12 protein-coding genes and 1 pseudogene are annotated in these 17,553 nt (G+C 43.2%); 11 read left to right on the plus strand and 2 right to left on the minus strand.

The annotated features are described in order from the left end of the window. Positions 1–5 precede the first annotated feature (5 nt). A complete protein-coding gene (locus FED51_RS10070) occupies positions 6–1,106 on the plus strand; it encodes a GerAB/ArcD/ProY family transporter (RefSeq protein ID WP_053431221.1) in 1,101 nt (366 codons plus the stop codon). 37 nt (positions 1,107–1,143) lie between these two features. After that, positions 1,144–2,244: a GerAB/ArcD/ProY family transporter gene (locus FED51_RS10075; RefSeq protein WP_053431220.1), complete on the plus strand. Its 1,101-nt coding sequence runs from the start codon at positions 1,144–1,146 to the stop codon at positions 2,242–2,244. Between the two features lie 12 nt (positions 2,245–2,256). Here FED51_RS10075 and FED51_RS10080 read toward each other — a convergent pair whose 3' ends face one another. Then, positions 2,257–2,475, minus strand: a complete 219-nt coding sequence (locus tag FED51_RS10080; protein WP_053431219.1) for a YczF family membrane protein — start codon at positions 2,473–2,475, stop codon at positions 2,257–2,259. Between the two features lie 177 nt (positions 2,476–2,652). Between FED51_RS10080 and FED51_RS10085 the strand changes: the two genes are divergently transcribed. Next, positions 2,653–3,378, plus strand: coding sequence for a DsbA family oxidoreductase (locus tag FED51_RS10085; protein WP_053431218.1), 726 nt, complete (start codon positions 2,653–2,655; stop codon positions 3,376–3,378). A gap of 94 nt (positions 3,379–3,472) precedes the next feature. Continuing rightward, the gene (locus tag FED51_RS10090; RefSeq protein ID WP_010898063.1) at positions 3,473–4,606 is read left to right on the plus strand and encodes a stage II sporulation protein P; all 1,134 of its coding nucleotides are present in this window, start codon (positions 3,473–3,475) and stop codon (positions 4,604–4,606) included. A 399-nt stretch (positions 4,607–5,005) separates the two neighbouring features. Here FED51_RS10090 and yicI read toward each other — a convergent pair whose 3' ends face one another. Further along, positions 5,006–7,327, minus strand: a complete 2,322-nt coding sequence (yicI, locus tag FED51_RS10095) for an alpha-xylosidase (RefSeq protein WP_053431217.1) — start codon at positions 7,325–7,327, stop codon at positions 5,006–5,008. A 143-nt stretch (positions 7,328–7,470) separates the two neighbouring features. Between yicI and FED51_RS10100 the strand changes: the two genes are divergently transcribed. From FED51_RS10100 to FED51_RS10130, 7 genes and pseudogenes are all read left to right on the plus strand, one after another. Further along, positions 7,471–8,370 (plus strand): helix-turn-helix transcriptional regulator, encoded by a 900-nt coding sequence (locus FED51_RS10100; protein ID WP_010898066.1) that lies wholly within the window; start codon positions 7,471–7,473, stop codon positions 8,368–8,370. Positions 8,371–8,525: 155 nt separating this feature from the next. Further along, entirely contained in the window at positions 8,526–9,236 is a 711-nt protein-coding gene (locus FED51_RS10105; RefSeq protein WP_053431216.1) for a YesL family protein, read from the plus strand. Positions 9,237–9,317: 81 nt separating this feature from the next. Beyond that, positions 9,318–12,098, plus strand: a pseudogene (locus FED51_RS10110) (glycoside hydrolase family 3 C-terminal domain-containing protein). A gap of 109 nt (positions 12,099–12,207) precedes the next feature. Next, positions 12,208–14,013, plus strand: a complete 1,806-nt coding sequence (locus FED51_RS10115; RefSeq protein ID WP_138090465.1) for a sensor histidine kinase — start codon at positions 12,208–12,210, stop codon at positions 14,011–14,013. Further along, positions 14,006–15,526, plus strand: coding sequence for a response regulator transcription factor (locus FED51_RS10120; RefSeq protein ID WP_053431214.1), 1,521 nt, complete (start codon positions 14,006–14,008; stop codon positions 15,524–15,526). The genes FED51_RS10115 and FED51_RS10120 overlap by 8 nt, the downstream gene beginning before the upstream one ends. A gap of 104 nt (positions 15,527–15,630) precedes the next feature. Then, positions 15,631–16,590 (plus strand): ABC transporter permease, encoded by a 960-nt coding sequence (locus FED51_RS10125; RefSeq protein WP_053431213.1) that lies wholly within the window; start codon positions 15,631–15,633, stop codon positions 16,588–16,590. Between the two features lie 13 nt (positions 16,591–16,603). Beyond that, a complete protein-coding gene (locus FED51_RS10130; protein WP_053431212.1) occupies positions 16,604–17,497 on the plus strand; it encodes a carbohydrate ABC transporter permease in 894 nt (297 codons plus the stop codon). Positions 17,498–17,553: the final 56 nt, after the last annotated feature.

A 17,553-nucleotide genomic window follows, 5' to 3' on the forward strand; every position in this document is an offset into this window, starting at 1 on the left:
GTAAAGTGGAAAATGCAAAAATTAGTCCAGGCCAATTGTTTGCCTTGCTCGTCCTCTTTAATTTAGGAACCGCAATTCTTCGTGTTCTCGCCATTGATGCCGAAAAAGATGCGTGGCTTGCGATCCTATTAGGAGCGATTGGAGGACTTTTCCTTTTTTACATCTATGTTTCCCTTTATCGCCAGTACCCTAACCTGCCGCTAACCGGGTATATGAGGGCGATTCTTGGGAAATGGATCGGTTGGCCGCTCGGTTTAATTTACGTTCTATTTTTTATTCATGGAGCGGCCCGCGACTTGCGAGAAGGAGGAGATTTGCTAGCGGCATCAGTACTAGATCAAACACCGCTTATTGTCCTTAATATCGTAATGATCTTTTCGATTGCGTATGTCTTGAATAAAGGGTTTGAAGTATTAGCTAGAACGGCACAAATCTTCTTTTCGATTTTTCTCATTTTCGCAGCGATTAGTGGACTCCTCTTATATTTTTCAGGAGTCATTGATATCAACCGCTTGCTCCCAGTCTTGGCGAAAGGGTGGGAGCCTGTGATTGAGACGACGTTAAAGCAGACGTTTCAGTTTCCCCACGAGGAAGTTATTTGTTTTGCCATGGTGCTCCCTTATTTAGCCAATAGGAAGAAAGGTATACGGGCTGGTTATTTGGCCGTCATTGTCAGTGTGCTGATTCTTGCTTACTCGACAGCGATGAATGTGGCAGTGCTCGGTGTGGATATTTCCGCACGGGCCGTGTTCCCTTTATTGCATACGATCAGCTTGATTAACATTGGAGAATTCATCCAACGGCTCGATGTATTTGTCGTGTTAACGCTCATCCTTGGTGATTTTTATAAAACGGCCATTTTTTATTATGCCGGTGTCATTGCTGCTGCCGATGTTTTTCAATTTCAAGATCATAAAAAGCTTGTCAACTATGTTGGGCTCATCATTTTGTTTATTTCAATGATGCTGACAGGTAATTTCGCCGAGCAAATTGAAGAAGGGAACGTTTTGTTGTACACCTTCTTTTTAGCATTCGGTGGAATTATTCCTTTTATTTTGTATGTGGTGGCTAAGCTACGGAAAACTTTTAGTTCTGCACGCACATAAACGAAGAAAGCGATAAGACGGAAAGGTGGTGAGAACGGTGGGAGATATCAAAATAAGCCCAGGCCAACTATTTGCTTTAATTTTCTTGTTCAATATGGGTACAGCGTTAGTTGTCAGTTTAGGGATTATGGCAGAGAAGGACGCGTGGCTCGCGATTTTATTCGGAACGGTCACTGGTCTCCTTTTGTTTTTCGTTTACGTTGCTCTTTACCGACAGTATCCGAAACTCCCCCTTTCCGGCTACATTATCGAGATTTTAGGTAAGCCGATTGGCTGGCCGTTAGCCTTACTTTATGCAATTTTTTTCATTTATGGGGCGGCGCGAGATGTCAGGGATGGTGGTGTGCTCCTCGTTATCTCGGTATTGGATCAAACACCGCTGATTGTCATCAATGCCGTTATGACATTGTCTGTTGCGTACGTTTTAAATAAAGGGATTGAAGTGCTAGGGAGAACAGCTCTTATCTTTTTAGGTATTTTGGTTCTTAGTGGTGTGGCAAGTAACCTGCTATTGTTCGTTTCTGGAGTGGTTGACTTTACCCGTCTATTACCTGTGTTGGAGAGAGGCTGGGAGCCAGTGTTAGAAACGACACTCACCCATACGTATGAATTTCCGTTCAACGAAGTTATTTGTTTTACGATGGTCTTGCCATTGTTAAGCGAGATGAAACGGGGGATTCGATACGGTGTCATCGCGACACTCTTGAGCGGATTTGTTCTTAGCTTAACGACAGTGATGAATATTGCTGCACTTGGAATCGGTATTGCAGGCAGGGCAACGTTCCCTTTACTGCACACGATCAGTCTGGTGAATATCGGTGAGTTCATTCAGCGGTTGGATTTACTAGTCGTCCTCTCACTAATTATTGGAGATTTCTTTAAAATTGCGCTGTTTTACTATGCAGGGGTAAAAACGGCGGCGGATTTGTTTCAAATAAGTGACCACCGTAAGCTGATTTATCCTGTGGGGTTGATTATTCTGTTCGTCTCGATAATGATTGCGGGGAATTTTGCAGAACATATAGAAGAAGGGAACTTCGCACTGATTTCTGTTTTTCTTATCTTTGGCTCAGGCCTTCCGATCCTTATGTTGATCGTAAGCACGGTAAAGGGGAAATTTAGATTCAATTCCTCCTAGCGAAAAGGCATTTTATCGCCACTTTTGAGCAAAATGAATCACAACTGGCTTTAAAAATACGTAAAGGGTAATAAGGGTCACAATGACAACTTCTTCGACCATTAAAGCCCTGAACGTCATAATAATATTGCGAAACGAAACCGATAAAGGGATCGATACGAGCAGGTCCATGGCGATCACCATAAGGACACTAAGGAAAAAAAGCAGTAAAAAAAGAAAAAATGTGCGCATATTCAAAGCCCTCCCAATCATTGTCAAAGCTTCTTTCCTTAGTATGATTCTTTTCTGATGATCTCATTACAGGTGAGATGACTGGAGGGGAAAATCAAGTGATGCTGAGCATTTTCGCTGTTGCTCAGTGAGAGATATGCTAAGATTATGCCATGTGATAAGAAAGTAGGTGCGACTATGCAAATTGACATATGGTCAGATTTTGTTTGTCCGTTTTGCTATATTGGCAAGCGTCGGTTGGAACAAGCGATTGGGCAACTCGCAGACAGTGAGCAGCAAATGATTGATGTTGTGTTCCGCAGCTTTGAACTTGATCCGAATGCTCCGCGAGAGAATCAAGTAACTGTATATGAGAGCTTAGCAAGGAAATATGGCATGTCCATTGAAAAAGCGAAGGAGATGACAGAACAAGTCAAGATACAAGCAGCAACCGTGGACTTGGCGTTTCAATTTGAACAAGCGAAAGAAACAAATACGTTCGATGCTCACCGGCTTGCTAAATTTGCAGATACCAAAGGTAAAGGAAAGGCGATGACGGAGCGGTTGATGAGTGCTTATTTTTGCGAATCACTCCCGATTGATAACCACGAAACGCTTGTGAAGATAGCAGGTGAAGTGGGTCTCGATACGAGTGAAACACATGCCGTGTTAAAAAGTGAAGCCTTTTCCGATCAAGTACGTAGCGAGGAAGCAAAGGCCCAGTCGCTGCAAGTCCGTGGCGTCCCGTATTTTGTCATCAACGACAAATACGCCCTGTCTGGTGCCCAACCCACGGACGTATTTGTCCGAGCCCTAAAGCAAGTGTTAGACGAAGAAAAGCAGGAGTTGAAACCACTAGCAAATGAAGGGGAACAAGGGGCTGCATGTAGTGATGGCAGCTGTAAGATCCCTAATGAATCGTAAATGATTGTGACAGAAGATTGAAAGATGAAAAGGTTCTTCTAAATACTAGACTTCGTTCATAGATTTAGGACAAGTCTAGTTTTTGGAGGGGCCTATGTTTTTTGTTACGAGTTATTCCATCAGTGTTAAACGCTTAGTCACATTCATCGTTGCAACGATGGCACTCATGATGGTCCTTGTCTCCTTCCTCGTATCGAACACTTATTTCCATTCACAAAAAGTCCATAGAGGAATGGAGCTTGTTACAAGTGAAATGCTCCTGTCGATGATGGGAACAGAAAATCCGTATTTTACAACGGCTTTGCCGGAAGGGTATGAACCCCCTTCTATGGCAACGATCTCGTTTGAAATGGCGACAAGCATTGAAATGGGGGACATTCGTTCACTGCTCGGACGAGAGTTGCCTGGTTTAGCTCTTTTTGATACACGTATTATCGTTGCAGGGGAAGGGACAAATCTTTCGAACATGCCTTTCGAATCACCGCCACCGATGGAAGTGTTGTTGGAAGAACGAGAAGCGGTCATGGAGTCTTCAGATGAAGAAGAAGCTGATACTGAATCTACACCAGATACAGAGCGGCAAACGGACAGCACACGTGTGTTTATCCATCATACCCATAGCTGGGAATCGTTTTTGCCTCATTTGCCAGGTGTGGAAAACCCAAATCAAGCGACGCACAATGAGATGAATATTATTAAGGTGGGTGAACGCTTAGGGGATGCCCTTGAAAAACACGGAATTCAGGCAGCTGTCGACAAAACCGATATGACCGCATTGCTTCATGAGCGCAATGTTCGTCCGAGTCGGGCGTATGAAGTATCACGAGAAATTGTTCAAGAAGCGATTAAGGAACACGATGACCTCTCATTTATTTTTGATCTTCACCGAGACTCCGTACGAAGGGATGATACAACGGTTACTATTAATGGGAAAGAATATGCGCAAGTGTTGTTTGTCATCGGTGAATCCCATCCTGATTATGAGAAAAATTTAGAGCTTGCGACAAAACTGCATGAAAAAGTGGAAGAAAAATATCCAGGACTCAGTCGCGGTGTGTTTGGTCGGGATCGCTCAAGCGGAAATGGCGTCTACAATCAAGATCTCTCTGACCAATCGATCTTAATTGAATTTGGCGGTGTCGATAACCATATTGACGAGCTAAATCGTAGCGCCGACGCATTTGCCGAAGTGTTTGCTGATTATTTTTGGACATTGGAAGATGGATAAAAAGATGTAAAGAGTCTTGGACAAAAGGATTTTAGTCAAAGTATAATCCGAACTATGATTCAAAGCCTTAGGTAGAAAATGTAAGTAGAGAGAATGATCTCAAACGACAAAACTATTATTTACACTTTAATTAGCTATTAAAGTTTAAGGTTGCTGATTGAAGAGAAGGTAACTGACAATAAAGCCATTTTTAATGATGGAACGAAGGTGGAAGCCAACGTTAATAAGTTCACGGCCATAAACGCCGATCAAACAACAGACGATCCTCAGACAGAAAAAAGGTTCAGATCATTTTATTTTGATGATCCGAACCTTTTTCTTACGTTTGGCTAGTTATGTCCCGAGCTCCACTCAAAAAATCATTTTTTGAACATTCGTCATGGACGTAGTCTAACCCCTTTAGACGCCTAGGTGGACAACCACCTGTTTCACATCAAGGATAGGGTGGAGGATGACAGAGCCATCGCTAATTTCAAAGTCAGCTCCCTCAACGCTAGACACCTCTGTGACATCGTGTAAATGTACGGTCCAAGGCTTGCTTCCATCAGATATATCAAATGTGACTGTAGTGGTGGAGCGAGTCGCAGATAAAGTGAGTGCTTCCTCTCCCTCTACTGTATAGATGGATGTTGTCGCGTAATTTTCAAGGGCAAACACGTGGAATGCCACATTGTGTGTATAGTCATAGTCTGGACGGTCATCCACCGAGCCGATCGGAACGATCGAATTTGGGCGAACGAGTAAAGGGATGCTCAGATGGTCGTGATGCTCTTTCTTCCAGCTACCACCTTCCACAGTTTTGCCTGTTAAGAGATTTGTCCAACGACCATCAGGAACGTAGTAATGAGCGAGCCCTTCTTCATTGAAGATCGGAGCCACAAGCAACTGATCCCCGAGCATGTATTGGCGATCTAAAAACGCACACGTCGGATCGTCTTGGAATTCTAACACCATCGCACGCATGAGTGGGAGCCCGGTCGTTCTTGCTTCACATGCTTTCGCATAAAGGTATGGCATGAGGCGACATTTCCATTTTGTAAACTGACGAAGAACATCGGTGGCTTCCTCATCATAAACCCACGGGACTCGATACGATTTATTTCCATGCAGACGACTATGGCTCGATAATAAACCAAAGGCGGTCCAGCGCTTATAAAGGTCAGCAGTGGATTGGCTTTCAAAGCCGCCAATGTCGTGACTCCAGTAGCCAAAACCAGACATACCGAGAGATAATCCCCCTCGTAAGCTTTCCGCCATAGACGAGTAAGTTGCGGCACAATCTCCACCCCAGTGAACAGGGAATTGTTGACTGCCAGCCGTGGCCGATCGAGCAAATAAGACGGCTTCATGATTACCCTTTACTTGTTTCAAGACGTCAAACACCGTTTGATTATAGAGGAACGTGTAGTAATTATGCATTTTTTCTGGGTCAGAGCCATCGTGATACACGACATCGGTCGGTATCCGTTCACCGAAATCGGTTTTAAAACAATCAACGCCCATTTCTAGAAGCCTGCGAAGGTGGTCCTGATACCAAATCCGAGCGTCAGGGTTCGTAAAGTCAACCACGCCCATCCCTGGTTGCCATAAATCCCATTGCCATACATCACCGTTTTCTTTTTTCAGTAAGTATCCATTTGCAGCCGCTTCTTGAAACAGCGGAGAGCGTTGCGCAATATAAGGGTTGATCCAGACAGATAGCTTCAAGCCTTTTTCTTTTAAGCGCTGTAGCATTTTTTCTGGCTCTGGAAATACCCGCCGATCCCATTCAAAATTACACCATTCAAATTCCTTCATCCAGAAGCAATCAAAATGAAACACGTGAACAGGCAAGTCGCGTTCATTCATCCCATCAATAAATTGGGTGACAGTCGCTTCATCATAGTTCGTTGTAAACGATGTGGACAGCCAAAGACCGAACGACCAGGCCGGCGGCAATGCTGGTTTTCCCGTTAAATCGGTGTAGCTTTCAATGACTTTTTTCATCGACGGCCCAGCCATCACATAGTAATCAAGGCGATGACCTTCGACGCTAAACTGAGACTTCGACACACTTTCAGATCCTACTTCGAACGACACCCACTCCGGATGGTTCACGAACACGCCGTACCCTTTGTTAGAAAGATAAAAGGGAACATTTTTATACGATTGCTCCGTGTTCGTACCGCCATCTTTATTCCAAATGTCGACGACTTGACCGTTTCGAATCAAAGGTGTAAACCGTTCGCCTAAAGCATAAATCATTTCATCTGGCTGGAGACTAAGCTGCTCACGCATATAAGCCTTTCCGTCCTGAGCGAGAATGTGGGCGATGCTTTTTGAACCACTCGATGTGATCGTTTTTCCTTGATAGGAAAAGGTAATGAGCCAATCACCTTCTTTATGGACGGTGACGGATAGGTCGCCACTTGTGAGGATTGCCGTCGTCTCCGTTTCTGTAAAACTTGCTTGATGCTTGTGATCATGTTTGGTAGTAAAAACCGGACCTCGTTTTCTCCCTCCTTTATGATGATCGATTTGCACGCGGATCATCTCTCGCCTAGGGGCGGAAAAAGTGATCTCCAGTAACGGGGTATCAAGCTGTCCATACCGATCCACAATCGGTTTCGGCGAGGCTAGAACCGTCATGGATGCTTCCCCTTGTATGATCTCATGAACTTGAACCGCTCCTATAATTGTATACTCTTGTCGTGTCAGCCACTGACCATCTGAAAATTTCATCCTTTGTTCCCTACCTTTCGAGTTCGTTTTTGTGTATAGAGAAGCTTCTGATCACATCATACTGATCTTTTTAGTAAGAATCTTAAATTTTTCTGCCCTTTTATATAACAATTCTGATAGATTATTAATAAGGAGGTGTGCCTGTGAAAGATGATCAATGGTTGGAAGCAAGAGCACATGGGGACCCTATGTTTCCGTGTAACGTCTATAGGGTCAAAGAGGTGAATGGACAGGTGATTATCCATTGCCATTGGCATCATGAAATGGAATGGATTTATATGGAGGCAGGGGAAGCTGAGTTTCAGATCGGTACCAAGATGACCACGGTAAGAGCAGGGGAAGGACTTTTTATTCCGAGCGGTCACCTGCACGGGGCGTATCCGGTCTCGGACAAACCGTTCTCTTTATATGCTACGGTCGTTCACCCTGACTTTATCAGTAGTTTTGGTTATGATTTAATCCAGAGTCGCTATATAGACCCTTTTAAAGACAGTGAACGAACCGGACCGATAAAACTTTGCCCCACCCACTATTGGATGAGCGATATGCTCACGATGTTGCAGGCGACGATTAGCCAATTTCAGCAAAAAGAAGAGGGCTATGAACTTGTCATTAAAGCAAATCTTCTTCAGATGATGGCGGAATTGGTGAAGCATTTTCCTAGAACTGAGGAACAGAAAACAGGCACACCTCAGCAAATTCGTCAAATAAAAAAAGTGCTTCAATTTATTGATGAACATTATGATGAGAAACTTACGATTAAACAGTTAGCCAATCTCGTTCAAATGAGTGAAGGCCATTTTAGCCGATTTTTTAAATCAATCGTTCGGATGACGGCTGTGGAGTATATTCATACGCAACGATTAAATAAAGCCGCTCGTCTTCTGCGAGAAACGGATCGAACAATTATGGACATTTCCATGTCAGTTGGCTTCGACCATCCTAGCTACTTTATTAAACTGTTTAAGCGACATAAACGTTGTACACCATCTGAGTTTCGCCGCATAGGGCTTCCGACCTTTAGCGAAAATATGAAAACATGAATGGATTTTTTGACTAAATAAAACATGGAATCCGTACATGAAGATTGCTAAACTAAACGTAATTTCGTAAGCGCTTACTTTTTTTGAGAAGGTGACCTTGTGAATTGAGGAAAATTTAACGAAGAGCAGTGGTGGAGAGAGGGGGAATAGTAAAAATGAACGGGCCATTTAGCGGCTTGTACAAACTATCCACGTTTATAACCCGTTTCGCCTATACGAATCTTATTTGGATCTTTTTTAATGCACCGGTCGTCTATTTACTATTACATTTGATCGTCACCGATGCAAAAAACATGAACCATTTGCTCGCGATAACCGCTTGTTTACTTCCATTTGTGTTTTTCCCAGCAACGACTGCTTTGTACGGTGTAGTCCGAAGATGGATTATCAAAGAGAACGATTCCGGTCTGCTTATCACTTTTTGGAGTCTCTATAAAGAAAATTATCGGAAAAGTGTGACAGGAGGGGTTTTTCTCGTCATCTTTTGGGGAGCTTGGCTGGTGAACTATGTTCAGCTCATCCAATCGTTATCCGGTCTCATTCTCATTGTGTACCTGTTGCTTACAGGTCTATTTATTACATGGACTGCTTATTTTTTCTCCTATATCGTCCATTTTGAGCGTGGGGTGATTCCTGCATTAACGAATGCCCTCATGTTGGCGGTCTCTCATCCAATTTCCACAGCAGCCGTTGCGGGCCTTCACATGGCTTTATTCTACTTAAGTCTCGGGCAGCTTTATCTGATCGCAAGCGTAGGCGGCTCTCTCGTTGCCTATTGTGGGTTTTTCTATTTTTACCAGGCCGTTCAAAAAACAATTCGCGTACAACATGTAAGAAAAGAGGCAAAAGGTGAAAAGTCGTACTGATTTTTTTTCAAATTTTAATCGTATGATCGTGCAAATTTTACTTTTACACTAAAGAAAACTTATGTGGAGAGAGGGATCATGATGAAAATATACGCAAGCGATGAGCAGTATAAACAAATGAACGAAGAGCTAGATGAAAGGGTAGAATCGCTTGTCTCTGAACTGACACTAGATGAAAAAATTCGCTTAATGTGCCAATATCAGGAGGCGGTTCCGAGGCTCGGTATTGGGAAGTACAAGCATGGGACAGAAGGGGCTCACGGTGTAGCGTGGCTCGGAAAAGCGACTGTTTTTCCGCAAAACATCGGACTTGGCTGCACATGGAACGAAGAGCTAATGAAAAAAATAGGCGACGTTATAGCCGAAGAAGCTCGGGTTTATTATCAGGAAAATCCTGAACAAAATGGTCTTACCATTTGGGCACCAACCGTTGATATGGAACGGGATCCGAGGTGGGGCAGGACCGAAGAAGCCTATGGAGAGGACCCTTATTTAACAGGGAAACTCACGACCGAGCTCATTAAAGGAATGCAAGGAGATCATCCTTTCTACTTAAAGACGGCTGCAACATTAAAGCATTTTCTCGCAAACAACAATGAAGAAGCAAGAACCGAATGCTCCGTAAGCATTGATCCTAGAAACTTGAGAGAATACTATTTGAAGGCGTTTGAACCTCAAGTGAAAGAAGGGCACGTTCAGTGTGTCATGACCGCCTACAATGCGGTTAACGGAACACTGTGTAACATGAATCCAGATGTCAACGATATTTTGAAAGAGGAGTGGGGACTACAAGGGTTCGTTGTAAGTGATGCTTGTGACGTAGTAGGATCGGTTGATGATCATCAGTTCGTAGAATCGTATGCTGAGGCGGTTGCCCTGTCCATTAAAAACGGAATTGACAATGTGACCGATGATGAGAAAATCATTCACCGCGCGATTGGTGATGCCCTTGAACAAGGCATACTTGGTGAGGAAGATTTAGATCAAGCATTGAAGCGTGTGTTTCGTGTCCGCATCCGTTTAGGTGAGTTTGATGAAGAGAATAAGAACCCCTATGCTACAGTAGCAAAGGAAAAGCTTTGTGCCCCTGAACATAGCCAACTTGCCTTACAAGCAGCTAAAGAAGCAATCGTGCTTTTAAAAAATGACGATCTTCTGCCATTAAGTCCTGAGAAAAAAGTGGCTGTCATCGGCCCTTTAGCAAACGAGATCTATACTGATTGGTACAGCGGGACTCCCCCTTACACAATTTCGCCTCTTGAAGGCATCATGCAAAAGGCAAATGAACCAGTCCTTTATGCTGATGGTTCTGATCGTATCTGCTTACGTGATGCAAAATTAGGCAAAGGTATCGGAATCGATGCAAGCACAAGCCAACTAACGTGTCATGATGGACAAGGGGAAACGTTTATCCACACAGATTGGGGCTGGGGGTGCGAGACCTTGCAATCGCAACAAAATGGAAAGTATGTGACGTTAACGGATGAAGGGGTGCTAGCGGCCAATGCCTTAGAAGTCAAAGGCTGGTTTGTGAAAGAACTGCTGACAATGGAAGAGAATGATCATGAAGTAACGCTTCATACATGGGATCGTCAGCAAGTAAAAAGGGATGAATTCGAACGACTTTCGGTAAATGGAGAGAATGGCTGCTCACTTGTGAAGGACATTGTCGAGCGAGGCATTGATCAGGCGGTTGAAGCGGCGAAGCAAGCAGATACAGCGGTCGTCTTTGTAGGAAATCAGCCATACATCAATGGAAAAGAGTGTGTTGATAGGCCTGACCTTGCGTTACCTCCTGCACAACAGCGACTCATTGAAGAAGTCGTAAAGGTGAACCGAAATACGGTTGTTGTCATCGTTGGTAGTTATCCATTTACGATTCCATGGGTGAAAGAGCACGTGCCTGCCATTATTTACACGGCCCATGGAGGTCAGGAATTTGGCCGAGCGATTTCTGATGTACTATTCGGTGACTATAACCCCGCGGGAAGGCTCAATATGACATGGTATTCATCAGCCGACCAGCTTCCTGATATGATGGACTATGACATGATCAAAGGGAAGCGAACCTATCAATATTTTGAAGGTGACGTTTTGTATTCGTTTGGTCACGGATTGTCCTATGCTCGTTTTTCGTATGACCATTTGCAGATTCAGAAAACGAACGTATTGACCGTTTCAGCGACCATAACGAACACGAGCCATTTGGACGGAGAGGAAGTTGTTCAGCTATATGTTCGTTGCCAGACATCTAGGGTAAAACGACCTCTAAAAACGTTAAAAGGGTTCAAGCGGCTTATGATAAAAAGAGGCGAGCAACAAGTCGTCACATTTACCCTTGAACCAGAAGAGTTAGCGATTTGGGACGTGACGAGGGAGCGTTATTGTGTAGAACAAGGGATGTACACGATCATGCTCGGTCGTTCTTCAAAGGACATTCAGCTTGAGGAAACCATTGAACTCGAAGGTGAAGTGATTCCTGCTCGCCTACTATCGACAAAAGTGAAGGCGCTAAACTACGACGACTATCATAACGTGTTGATCGATCGATGCGTGGAAGGTGGGCAAAGTATACGAGGCTTAGGGGATGGAAGCTGAATCGCCTTTCATGATGTTAATTTGGAGCAGCCAACGAACCTCATAACTGTAAGGGCGGCTAACGAAAACGAGCGAGCAGTGCTTGAAATTAGGGCAGACCGTGTCGATGGTTCTCTTCTTAGTCAATGTCATATTCCTCCAACAGGGGGATTGCAAGCTTGGACGACAGTCACTGCTAATGTAAATGGCGAAACGTCCGAAATCAGAGATCTCTATCTCGTCTTTAAAGGAGAGTTCCAACTTAGCTGGTTTTCGTTTTCATGATGGTAGCCGTAAAGAACTTGATGAGTTTTCATACTTTTCAAGTTCTTTTTCGCATATAAGAGAGCATTTATAAACTGTTGAAAGCGATTGCAGATTAGAGGGGATACTTGTGAAAACGAGAATGTACTCAACGCTCATTCAGACGATCAATGACATGAAATTACGGGATAAGCTAATGTTTATGTTTGTCGCCGTCGTTTTTTTTCCAATGATGATCGTCGGAATCTTTTTAACAAATGAACTCAGAAGCAATGCGATTCAAGATGCGATACAGCAATCCCAAGTTAATGTGGAGCGCGTAAAAGAGCGAACGACGGAAGTGTTGAACGTCCCCGTTTTAATTGCTAACAACCTACAATTCGATGAACGTTTTATCGAGTTAGTCAATCGAGAATATGAAACAACCTATGATGTCGTCAGTGCCTATCGCCAATACAAGAATTTTACCTTTTACCTTCAGTACTATCCAGAAATTCATAATATGAAGTTTTATAGTGAGAATCAGACCTTGATGAACAATTGGGCCATTATCCCAATCGGTCATGAGGGAGGAGAAGAGTGGTTCATGGAGGCAATGACAGACCCTGCTTATAATCGTTGGGTTTATTTAGAAGATGAAACGAAGAAAAACCAAGCCTACTTGAGCATGGTCAGACGGCTTAACTTTTTAAATCACGGTTCTGCTGGTGTATTGGTTATCACGATCGACCCTCGTAAATTGGATCGAATCTTACAACAAGAATCATTTGCTACGATGATTGTCGATGAGCGAAACCGAATTGCAGCGACTAATCAGCGAGAGTATATAGGAAAAGACTTACATGAAGTGATTGATTTTCATGAGATGATTCAGGAGGGACCGGCCATTTACGAAGGAAAAGTGAACGGCGAGCCTTCGCAAATTATTGTGGATTACCTCACGCTACAAATGAGTCAAAGTGAGTTGAAAATCATTTCAATTGTGACGAACGAACACATTATGAAGGATGCCAAACGTCTCAGTATGATGGGGGCTACTGTGACGATGGGTGGGATGGCGGTTGCGGTTATGCTGATCGTTCACTTTTCTTGGTTAATATCCAAGCGCTTATCTCATTTAAGTGAAAGGATTGATCAGGTCGCATCAGGGGATTTGAAAACGAAGATTGTTGTTGACGGAAAGGACGAGATTGGTCAACTTTCCGTGCAATTTAATCAAATGGTAGCGAACGTCCGTAGCCTCATACATCAAGTCCATGAAACAAACAGGCAGAAACGCTTACTTGAAAAAAGCCAAAATGAGATTAAATTAAAAATGCTTGCCAGCCAAATTAATCCGCATTTTCTTTTCAATACCTTAGAATCGATCCGAATGAAATCTCATATGAAAGGGGAAACCGAGATCGCCAAGGTTGTGAAACAGCTAGGAAAATTAATGAGAAAAAGCCTTGATGTAACAGGACACCGCATTCCGTTACGAAATGAGCTTGATATGGTGAGATGTTATCTGGAAATTCAAACATTCCGTTACGGTGATCGCTTGCATTACGAACTGTATATCGATCCTCAATCGGAAATGGTTGAAATCCTACCACTGATCATTCAGCCGTTGGTGGAAAACGCGGTGATCCACGGGTTGGAACGTACAGAGGATGGAGGAACCGTTACGATTTCAACGATCGTCAATGGAAACGATTTAACCGTCATCGTAAACGATGATGGCTGCGGAATGGATGAGGAGAAACTTGAAGCGATTCAAAACATGTTACACCATCCACAAGAGGTAGACGGAAATAAAATTGGGTTGCTTAATGTCCATAAGCGGCTACAGCTCACGTATGGGAAGCCTTCTGGACTAATCATCGAAAGCGCTAAAGGGAAAGGAACGTGCGTACGGTTTACCATATCTCAAATCAGGGGGGATGACGATGTATGATGTGATGATTGTCGATGATGAAGCGATGGTGAGGGAAGGATTAAAGGCGCTTATTTCATGGGAGGAGTATGGATTTCGCGTCATTGATACTGCTCGAAATGGGAAGGAGGGGTTTACGAAATATCGCCAGTTATCGCCAGATTTGATGATTGTGGATATCCGAATGCCAGAAGTGGACGGATTGTCATTAATTGAAAGCATTAGGGCAGAAGATTCGGCCATTCATTTTATTATTTTAAGCGGACATAGCGATTTTAACTATGCAAAAAAGGCCCTAGGCTGTCAGTGTGACGACTATTTGTTAAAGCCGCTCGATGAGGATGAATTAATTGATAGTTTAAAGAAGGTATATGGACGGATTACACGTCACCATCAGGTGCATGAACTAGTGGAGCGGGCGCAAGAAAAACAGGTGGAGATGGTTTTAACCGAGCTATTAGAAGGAACGCCATTATCGGAAATCCCCATCGGGAAAGAACACAACTTTTTTGCTACCGATTATCAAGTAGCCCTTGTTGAGAACAGGCAGGATCGTTTAACGAAACAGTTGAAACGATTGATCGAGGAACAAGACGAAGGGTACGTGATCCCCTTTCCTGAATATATTGTCATTGTTTGTAAGAATCGGTTTTTGCAAAAACGAGGAAAGGATCATCGCTATCATTTGTTTGCCAAATGGCTTGAAGAAGAAGAGCTTCATGCGTGTGCAGGTAGTAAAGTGGTTAATCTAGTCGACATTCATGAATCGTATCAGTCAGCGAAGCGACTGTACGAAAAGAAATTTTTCGTAGAGAAAGGACGTTTGTTTACCGCTGATCAGCTCGTTGACCGAAGCAAGCCGGAAGCACCGGAGTTTTCGCTTGAATCATATGCTGACCGGCTCTACTATTCTATCGATATCGGCAATATGCAAGGCTGTGTGGCGATCATAGAGGAGCTAAAGAATGTTGTAATCGTTCATCTACAAGAAGAAAAAGAAATCAAAGTTGCCCTATTTCAACTATATTCGAATATCCTGCATCAGCTTGTCCGTTCACATCCAAATATGGAAGGGGTACTTGAGCCGCTCGTAATGAATGCTGGTGACATTTATCAGTTTGAACATTTACCAGGCATTATGGCATTCCTTACCAAGCAATTGAAGCACCTTATTGAATGCCTAGATAATGGTCAGCCAGACCTGCTCCTGAGAAAAATGATTGCGTTAATCCATAAAGATTATGCGAAAAATTTACGGCTCGAAACACTCGCAAGCGTTTTTAATTATAATCGTGCTTATTTAGGAAAGCTTTTTAAAAATTACACCGGCGAGTACTTTAATACTTATCTTGATAAGGTACGAATTGAGAATGGAAAAAGGTTGTTGCAAAAAGGCTATAAAGTATATGAGGTAGCTGAAAAAATAGGCTATGCGAATGTAGATTATTTTCACAGAAAATTCAAAAAATACGTCGGTGTCTCACCATCAACCTTTCGAAAACGTCACGACAATTTGCAAGTTTATCATGACTAAATGCTAGGCAATCTCTCATTTTGACCTGAAATCGCCTCACATTCGAAAGGTACTGAAACGAAACGGTTTTCGTTATGATAAAAGTATCAGAGAGGGGGGGTTATTTGGAAACCGTAAAAGAGAAAGCGCATTCAAAGATTCGAGTGCAGCGCCGAAAAAAGATCCTTACAACGTTGAAGCAGCAAAAATATTTGTATTTAATGTCACTTCCTTTCGTTGCTTGGGTTTTAGTGTTTCATTATTTTCCCCTTTGGGGATGGACGATGGCGTTTCAAAATTTCCGGCCGGGTTTATCTTTTTTTGAACAAGAGTGGGTCGGTTTGCAACATTTTATCGAGTTATTTCAAGATGATCGCTTTTATTTAGTTTTACGTAATACGTTGGCGATGAGCATCATGGGACTTATTGTAGGCTTTACGATGCCAATCCTATTTGCGGTTTTATTGAACGAAGTAAGACACGCAGTATTTAAGCGTACAGTTCAAACGGTTTCTTATTTGCCTCACTTTGTCTCATGGGTCGTTGTGGCTGGGATTGTTACGAAAATGCTTTCGATCGATGGTGGCATCGTGAATCAACTGCTCATGGCGTTTGGGTTCGTTGATCAACCCGTGCAGTTTATGGCCAAGGGTGAATGGTTTTGGGTCATCGTTACGTTATCTGACTTGTGGAAGGAAATGGGATGGAACTCAATCATTTTTCTAGCGGCAATGGCCGGAATTGACCCACAGCTTTATGAAGCAGCGAAAGTTGATGGTGCGAGCCGTTGGCGACAAATTTGGCACATCACTTTACCGGGAATTCGGCCAACCATACTCGTCATCTTGATTTTATCGATTGGGCATTTGATGGCGATCGGATTTGAGAAGCAATTTTTACTCGGAAATCCGTTGGTCGTTGACTATTCTGAGGTTCTGGATTTATATGCATTAAACTATGGCTTGGGACTTGGACGCTATTCCTATGGAACAGCGATTGGTATTTTTAATTCCGTTGTCTGTATCATTTTGTTGTTTTTAGCGAATGGCATTTTTAAACGGTTCACGAATCAAAGCGTAATGTAGGAGGCGGAAAGATATGACAGGCAAATGGGGGGATCGACTATTTGATTGGTGCAATTACCTTTTTTTAACGATGGTCTTACTTGTCACACTGTACCCTTTTTTAAATGTTCTTGCGATTTCGCTCAACGATTCGGTCGATACAGTTCGGGGAGGAATCTACATTTGGCCACGGGAGTTTACATTAGAAAACTATCGAGTTATTTTCGAGTACGACCACCTTGTGACCGGGTTTATTAATTCGGTTTTACGGACAGTGATCGGTACGGTGCTTGGGGTCCTTTCGTCGGCGATGGTGGCCTTTACCCTAAGCCGAGGAGATTTTCAAGGGCGGAAATTTGTCTCGACGATTATCGTCCTTACCCTTTATTTTTCAGGTGGGTTAATCCCTGGCTATATGCTCATCCGTGAGTTAAATTTAATTAATACGTTTTGGGTGTACGTTTTGCCAGGGATGGTCAATGCATTCCATATTATTATCGTTCGTTCATTTATGGATGGCTTGCCATATTCCCTACAGGAGTCAGCGAAAATCGATGGGGCGAATGATTTTACGATTTTCTGGCGAATTATCCTCCCTCTATGTACGCCTGTTTTGGCAACCATCGCCTTATTTGTGGCCGTTAGTCAGTGGAATGCTTGGTTTGACACGTACCTTTATAATAGTTCCAACCCGAATTTGACGACATTGCAGTACGAACTAATGAAAATTCTACAGAACACAACGATGAGCGCCTCCGATGCGAACGCGTTTAGGGGAACATCTGGTGAAGATCATAGTAGGACTGTGTCCCCTGAATCGATAAAAATGGCGATCTCGATGATAACAATCATTCCGATTTTGCTCGTGTATCCGTTTGTCCAACGCTTTTTCGTCAAAGGTATGACGCTAGGTGCAGTGAAGAGTTAACAAGCGAAAGGGGAACTGAAATTGAACATAAACTTCCGATTATTAAGTGGCTTATT

It is taken from the genome of Halalkalibacterium halodurans (assembly GCF_005671335.1).
GTDB classification, from domain to species: domain Bacteria; phylum Bacillota; class Bacilli; order Bacillales; family Bacillaceae_D; genus Halalkalibacterium; species Halalkalibacterium halodurans.

Excerpts from the sequence above, each read along its gene's own strand:
- FED51_RS10080 (WP_053431219.1), bottom strand. The coding sequence starts at position 2,475 with ATGCGCACATTTTTTCTTTTTTTACTGCTTTTTTTCCTTAGTGTCCTT.
- FED51_RS10085 (WP_053431218.1), top strand. The coding sequence starts at position 2,653 with ATGCAAATTGACATATGGTCAGATTTTGTTTGTCCGTTTTGCTATATT.
- FED51_RS10090 (WP_010898063.1), top strand. The coding sequence starts at position 3,473 with ATGTTTTTTGTTACGAGTTATTCCATCAGTGTTAAACGCTTAGTCACA.
- yicI (WP_053431217.1), bottom strand. The coding sequence starts at position 7,327 with ATGAAATTTTCAGATGGTCAGTGGCTGACACGACAAGAGTATACAATT.
- FED51_RS10105 (WP_053431216.1), top strand. The coding sequence starts at position 8,526 with ATGAACGGGCCATTTAGCGGCTTGTACAAACTATCCACGTTTATAACC.
- FED51_RS10120 (WP_053431214.1), top strand. The coding sequence starts at position 14,006 with ATGTATGATGTGATGATTGTCGATGATGAAGCGATGGTGAGGGAAGGA.
- FED51_RS10130 (WP_053431212.1), top strand. The coding sequence starts at position 16,604 with ATGACAGGCAAATGGGGGGATCGACTATTTGATTGGTGCAATTACCTT.